We start from the raw sequence: 6269 nt of genomic DNA on the forward strand, positions 1-6269 counted from the left end.
CCGGATCGCGCCCGGCGCGGCGCGCCACCAGCACCGATTCGAGCACCTGCAGGCGCACGCCGGCCGGCAGCGTTTGCGGCAGATACACCACGCTGTGCGAGCGCGCGCTGCGCGCCGACAGCGCCAATGTCTCGCCATCGAGCGACAGCCGTCCGGCGCTGGCGGCGGTCAGGCCGGCCAGCACGCGCAGCAGCGTCGATTTCCCGCTGCCGTTCGGCCCGAGCAGCGCCGTGATCATGCCGCGCGGCAGCGGCCCGGCCGACAGCTCGCGCAGCACCTCGCGGCGGCCGTAGCGCACCGCAACGCCGTGAATCGACAGCCCGTTCATCGGGTCGTTCATTGCGCGCCCCCCTGCGACCGCACCACGATCGCGAGAAACAGCGGAATCCCCACCAGCGCCGTGACGATGCCGACCGGAATCAGCACGCCCGGCACGATCAGCTTCGAGGCGATCGAGGCCAGCGACAGCATCAGCGCGCCGCACAGCAGGCTGCCCGGCAGGTAGAAGCGGTGATCCTCGCCGAGCAGCGTGCGCGCGATGTGCGGCGCGATCAGCCCGACGAAGCCGATCGTGCCGACGAACGACACCGCCAGCGCCGACAGCACCGCCACCCGCAGCAGCGTGCCGAGCCGCAGCCGGCGCACGTCGATGCCGAAGCTCGCCGCGCGCTCCTCGCCGAGCCGCAGCGCGGTCAGCGCCCAGGCGTTGCGCATCGCCAGCGGCAGCGCGATCGCGAGCGCCGCACTGAGCACGCCGATCTTCGGCCAGTCGGCGCGCGCGAGCGAGCCGAGCGTCCAGAACACCAGGCCCTGCAGCGCGTCGGCCGAGGCGATGAACTGCATCAGCTCGACCAGCGCGTGAAACGAAAACACCAGCGCGATGCCCATCAGCACCACGCCGGACGTGCTCATGCCGCGCCAGCGCGCCACCAGATCGAGCGCCATCGCCGAACCGAACGCGAACACGAACGCGTTGGCCGAGATCAGCCAGGTTTGCGGCACGTGCGGGATCGTCAGGTCGAGCACGATCGCCAGCGACGCGCCGAACGCCGCCGCCGCCGACACGCCGAGCGTGTACGGGCTGGCCAGCGGATTGTTGAGGATGGTCTGCATCTCCGCGCCCGACAGGCCGAGCGCCGCGCCCACCACCAGCGCCATCACCGCGTACGGCAGGCGGATCTGCCAGACGATCACGACGTTGGCCGGATCGGCGTCGGCGCGCGAGAACAGCGTGTGCAGCAGGGTCGAGAGCGGCAGCCCCGACGGGCCGGAACTCAGATCGAACAGCAGCGAGCCGGCGATCAGCAGCGCGATCGCGGCGAGCAACAGCACGCGCCGGCGCGTCAGGCGCGCGTAGGCGCGGTGGCCGTCGTCGTCGGCCGGGCCTTCGATCGCGGCGGCGGGCGCCGCGCGGGACGGCACGCTCATCGCGCCGCCGCGCCTGCAGCGGCCGCAGCGGGCAGCGGCGAATCGACCCACTCCGTGCCCGTCACCGGCACCGCCAGGAAACGGCGATACAGCTCGGCCTGAGTGGCCTTCACGTCGAGAGTCTTGAAGCGATCCGGGTAGAACCACTTGGCGAACGCCTCGATCGCGACGATGTTGTACGGCGAATCGTAGTAATCGTGGGCGATGCCGTGCACGCGGCCGTCGTGGATCGCCTTGATGGTGTCGAAGCCGGGGCGCGCCACCAGTTGCGCGAGGCTCGCGCGGGCATCCTGCTCGCTCGTCAGCGCGCCGACGCGCAGCGACGCGAGGCCGGGCTTGGTGCGCGCGCCGGTGGCGATGTACACGTCGGGCTTCGCCGCGATGATCTGCTCCATGCTCAGATCGCCGAGCACGCCGGGCAGCAACCCGGCCGCGATGTTGCGCCCGCCGGCCGCGTCGACGAATTCGCCGAAGTTGCCCTTGCCCGCCGTGTGGCAGCAGCCCGCATCCCACACGCCGGCCAGCATGTCGACGAACACCTTCGGCCGCTGCGCCTCGGGGATCGCGTCGACCACCTGCTTCACGCGCGCCAGATGCTGCTGATAGAACGCGATGTAGTCGTTCGCTTCCTTCTCGCGATGGAGCACCTGGCCGAGCAGGCGAAGGCTCGGCACCGTGTTCTGCATCGGATGCAGGCGAAAATCGAGGAACACCACCGTGGTGCCGGTCGCCTCCAGTTGCTTGACGAGCGCGTTGTAGCGGCTCGGGCCGTGGCCCGCCACGCTGAACACCGCCACGTCGGGCTTGAGCGCGAGCGCCTTCTCGTCGCTGATGCTGTCCTCGCTCGACTTGCCGATCAGCGGCACCTGGCGGATCTGCGGGAACACCTTGGCGTAGGCGTCGAAGCGCTGCGGATCCATGGTCGGCAGATCGCCCTGCCAGCCCACGATACGCGCGAGCGGATGCGGGCCTTCGAGCAGCGCAACGGCCTCCAGCGTGCGGCTTTCGCCAAGCAGGATCCGCTTCGGCGCGGCGGCGGGGATGCGGATCGTGCGGCCGGCCAGGTCGGTGACGGTTTGCGGGGCGGCGTTGGGCGCGGTTTGCGCCGAGGCCGATTGGGCGAAACCCAGGCCGGCCAGACAGAGCGTCGGGGATGCCGCCACGGAGGCGGCAGTCAGGAGCGCGCGCGTGGCGCGGGTCAAGGTGGCAAAGCGGTTCTGCTGCATGAAAGCCTTCTCGATTGTCATCGTCAAATGAGAACGATTGTTATTTGAGCGTGGCGGTCACTGTAGCGAGGGTTTGTAATGCGGGTGTGTTGGGGAATGGGGGTTTTGTATTGGAATGTGTTGAGGGGCTCGATCCCGAACTGCCGGTCAGAGTCCCCAACAGCGGTCGCTCATGCAGCCAACGGAGGGCAACCCTTACGATTGCCCCAGCGTTGAATACATCAGAATGTCTCGTCCTGATTGGACGCACTCGTGGAATGCAGATTAAGAACATCACGCGCCAATACATCAACACATGCACCTTCTGCCTTCTTTAAATATACCTTGAGTCCTGCCGCCCGATTATCAAGAAATCCATTTCGACAATCTTGCCCAAGCGCCACCGGCTTTTCCCTATCCGCATCAAGCTAATTTACCGAATATTCAACCATCCACTTCGAATTCGTGTAGCCGATAATGCTGCCGCCTTCCGTTATACAGAACCTTGGATGCCCGGCAACGTCTGGCAGCATGTGCCGGCATCCCGCCGGCGCTTCCGTTACCGCTTCCCACGCATTCTTCTCGCGGTCGAATCGTCTCAACTCCATCGCTGCAACAATCAAACCTGAATTCCACCGTACCGCCCATCCCTCATCGAGGTTATCGAAACGAATGTCCGAAAAAGCGTAGGGCGGCGTGGTGTTTGCAGCCCAAGTTTCGCCATTATCGTTCGACAAGTACAACTTGGAAAACACTCCTCGAGCAAGGAATGCTGTCAGCTCGCCCGAGGTGGACGACGCATGAAAGCCAGTCAAGACACTGGGCGGCGAGATTGAATTCCAGGTCATCGTGGACAAACTCATCCTCAGCAATTGAGACGAAGTACCCACATAATAAAAATCGTTCGCCGAATCGGCCCATACCTCAAACTTGTCGAGCGACTTCAGCTCCTTGCCTCTATCGATTTGCTTGATCTTGACCAAACCTTGCAGATCATCCAGGTCGGAATGATAAACCTCGACACGACTGAACTCCTTCCAGATAGGGCCATTCACCACGCCGCGCGCCACGGCAACGAGCCAATGATTCCCTCGGCGATCGATGTCCATGATTCGGGAATCACTTCCCAGCGCGGCAACTGTTCGCCAAGATATGCCACCGTCTTTACTGATCCTGATAGCACCGTTATCGTATCCAGTCACCAGTGCCTGCTCAGTCACCTTGACTGCCGTCACCTCGTGAAACGAGCCTGTATCCAGGGCTGACCACTCTCCACGAGGACTCCTGACCCGGACTTGCCCAACGTCGGCGCCGAAATACATGTTGGCGGATACATCATGTTCATTCTTTTCAGTCAAAGGCGGCGCTGCCGATTTCCATAACTTCAAAAATTCACTGACCGTCTTCGCGTCGGCAAGCTGCTCCCTAATGGCCGGCTTTCTGACGTACCTCTCGTATTCGAGCAGCAAGTCGAGAATCAAACTCCAATATAATGATTGGTTTTTGGTCTCTATGGAGGCGGGCATTTCACGAACATTCCACTCGATATTCTTGCCTGGGTGCAAAACGGATTTATACTCACCCTCGATAATTTTCAAATCGGCGGAAAATTCCTCGCTCCTGACTGGCAAAACGACAAATTTGTACCCCCCAATCGGAAGCTGAACCAACCCACCGAGATCGGTTATCCGTCCTTCCCGCACGCTGATCGTTGGATAGCCTTGCAATTCGTAACTACCCCACTCGGCCAGCTTGTATTCTCCAGCGGGAACCCAAAGCCCGGCGCCATTTGAATCGACGCCATGACGCATTTGCAGCAAAAACGTGGAGCCATCTTTCAACGACTCCAGCTTCACTGGGCTGATCGAGCTCTCTTTAGGAAAAGAGACGTACACATAGCCGTGCGTTGCAGCAAGCTGACCGGGCGATTGGACGACTGGTGCGTTGATGCAACCCGACAAGAAAATTAAAAGCGAGAGAAAGAAGCCAAGTATTTTCATGATTTTCCCGTTAATCGCCGTGGATTATACTGGAAATTTTATTTTATTTATGCAAATGAAAGATTTTGTTGCACGAACGTAAGATTTCCTATGCGCCTGGCATTTTTGCCTGTTCACTCTTTCTGGATGACGAAGTTGTCCTGAACACGAAAATCGTGCCCCAGTTCCAAGGCCAGGCCCAAATGCCGACGATGCGATGCGCTTATCGCGACCCTGCCGCCCGATATAGCTGATCATCTATTGCGCCAGCGATGACAAGCTCAACATCGATCAACGCCCCTTCGATCTCCACGCGCATCTCGCCTGCGGCGCCGGTTCGCGGTAAGGTCGCGAACGTCGGCCCGCGCCGCCCTGCCTCACGCCCGGCCCGCCCCCGCTTCACCGTCTCTTTCTCTATCCATCGACACCCATGACCCTGCGCCTCTGGCCCGATTCGCTGTTCGGCCGCCTCGTCGCGATCCTCGCGGCCGGCATGTTCGCCGGCCAGTTGCTGACCAGCACGATCTGGTTCGACACGCACGATTACCGCACGCTCGAAATTCCGTCGCGGCTGTTCGCGAGCCGGCTTGCCGACACGGTGCGCCTGCTGCGCACCGCGCCAGACGCGGCCACACGCGACGCCACGCTCGCGCGGCTGTCGGACGCGCGCTACCGGCTGCGCGCGATCGCCGGCCCCGATTCGGCCACCGGCACGGCCGCCGCCGCATCGCAGCCCACGCTCGCGCGGCGCGCGGTGGCCGCGCTGATCGCGGGCGTGATCGCCAAACGGCTCGGCGAGCCGATCGAGGTGCGGCTGCTCGACGCCGAGATCAGCGACGACGCCGGCCGCCGGCGCGGCATCCTGAGCCTGTTCAATTCGCGCATGCCGATGGGCGATTTCCATCTGCAGATGCTGGTGCCGGGCCAGGGCTGGCTCGACGTGACCGCGCGCGAGGGCCAGGCCGGCATGCAGAGCGAGCCGGGCACGCTGGTGGCCGACTATCTGCTGCGGCTGTACGTGATCCGTTTCGTGGCTGTCTGCGCGCTGGCGTTCGTCGCGGTGCGCTTCGCGCTGCGGCCGCTGCGCGCGTTCGCCAAGGCCGCCGAGGCGCTCGGCCGCAACATCTATCGCGCGCCGCTCGCGCTCGACGGGCCGCAGGAAGTGCGCAGCGTCGCGAAGGCGTTCAACGCGATGCAGCAGCGCCTGATCGACAGCTTCGCCGAACGCACGCGGCTGCTGGCCGCCGTCTCGCACGACCTGCGCTCGCCGCTGACGCGGCTGCGCCTGCGCGCCGAAATGCTGCCCGACGCGAGCTGGCGCGAACGGCTGCGCGGCGATCTCGACGAGATGGAGGCGATGGTGCGCAGCACGCTCGACGCCGTGCAGGGCATCGAGATCACCGAGCCGAGCCAGCGCATCGACATCGATTCGATGCTGGCCGGGCTGGCCGAGGACGCGCGCGACGCGGGCCACGCGGTGCGCATCGAGGGCCGCGCGAGCGCGCCGTATCCGGGCTTCGCGCGCAACCTGAAGCGCTGCCTGCAGAACCTGGTCGACAACGCGATCCGCCACGGCGGCGCGGCCGGCGGCATGTCGATCCGCGTGACGGACGACGCGCAGGCGCTGCGCATCGTGATCGGCGATCGCGGCCCGGGC

5 protein-coding genes are annotated in these 6269 nt (G+C 64.2%); 1 reads left to right on the forward strand and 4 read right to left on the reverse strand.

Annotated elements, in window-relative coordinates; genetic code table 11:
- The 4 genes from G3N92_RS29430 to G3N92_RS29445 all read right to left on the reverse strand — a co-directional run.
- A partial coding sequence (locus G3N92_RS29430) for an ABC transporter ATP-binding protein (RefSeq protein WP_277396210.1) occupies positions 1-340 on the reverse strand: 340 nt, incomplete at its 3' end.
- A complete protein-coding gene (locus tag G3N92_RS29435) occupies positions 337-1392 on the reverse strand; it encodes an iron ABC transporter permease (RefSeq protein ID WP_339385834.1) in 1056 nt (351 codons plus the stop codon). The genes G3N92_RS29430 and G3N92_RS29435, both read right to left, overlap by 4 nt.
- A gap of 32 nt (positions 1393-1424) precedes the next feature.
- A complete protein-coding gene (locus G3N92_RS29440) occupies positions 1425-2654 on the reverse strand; it encodes an ABC transporter substrate-binding protein (protein ID WP_206131091.1) in 1230 nt (409 codons plus the stop codon).
- A gap of 407 nt (positions 2655-3061) precedes the next feature.
- Positions 3062-4633: a hypothetical protein gene (locus tag G3N92_RS29445; protein WP_206131092.1), complete on the reverse strand. Its 1572-nt coding sequence runs from the start codon at positions 4631-4633 to the stop codon at positions 3062-3064.
- 409 nt (positions 4634-5042) lie between these two features.
- Here G3N92_RS29445 and G3N92_RS29450 point away from each other — a divergent pair.
- Positions 5043-6269 (forward strand): HAMP domain-containing protein (locus tag G3N92_RS29450; RefSeq protein ID WP_206131093.1); only part of this gene is annotated, 1227 nt, incomplete at its 3' end.

Source organism: Burkholderia sp. Ac-20379 (assembly GCF_017104645.1).
GTDB lineage: Bacteria > Pseudomonadota > Gammaproteobacteria > Burkholderiales > Burkholderiaceae > Burkholderia.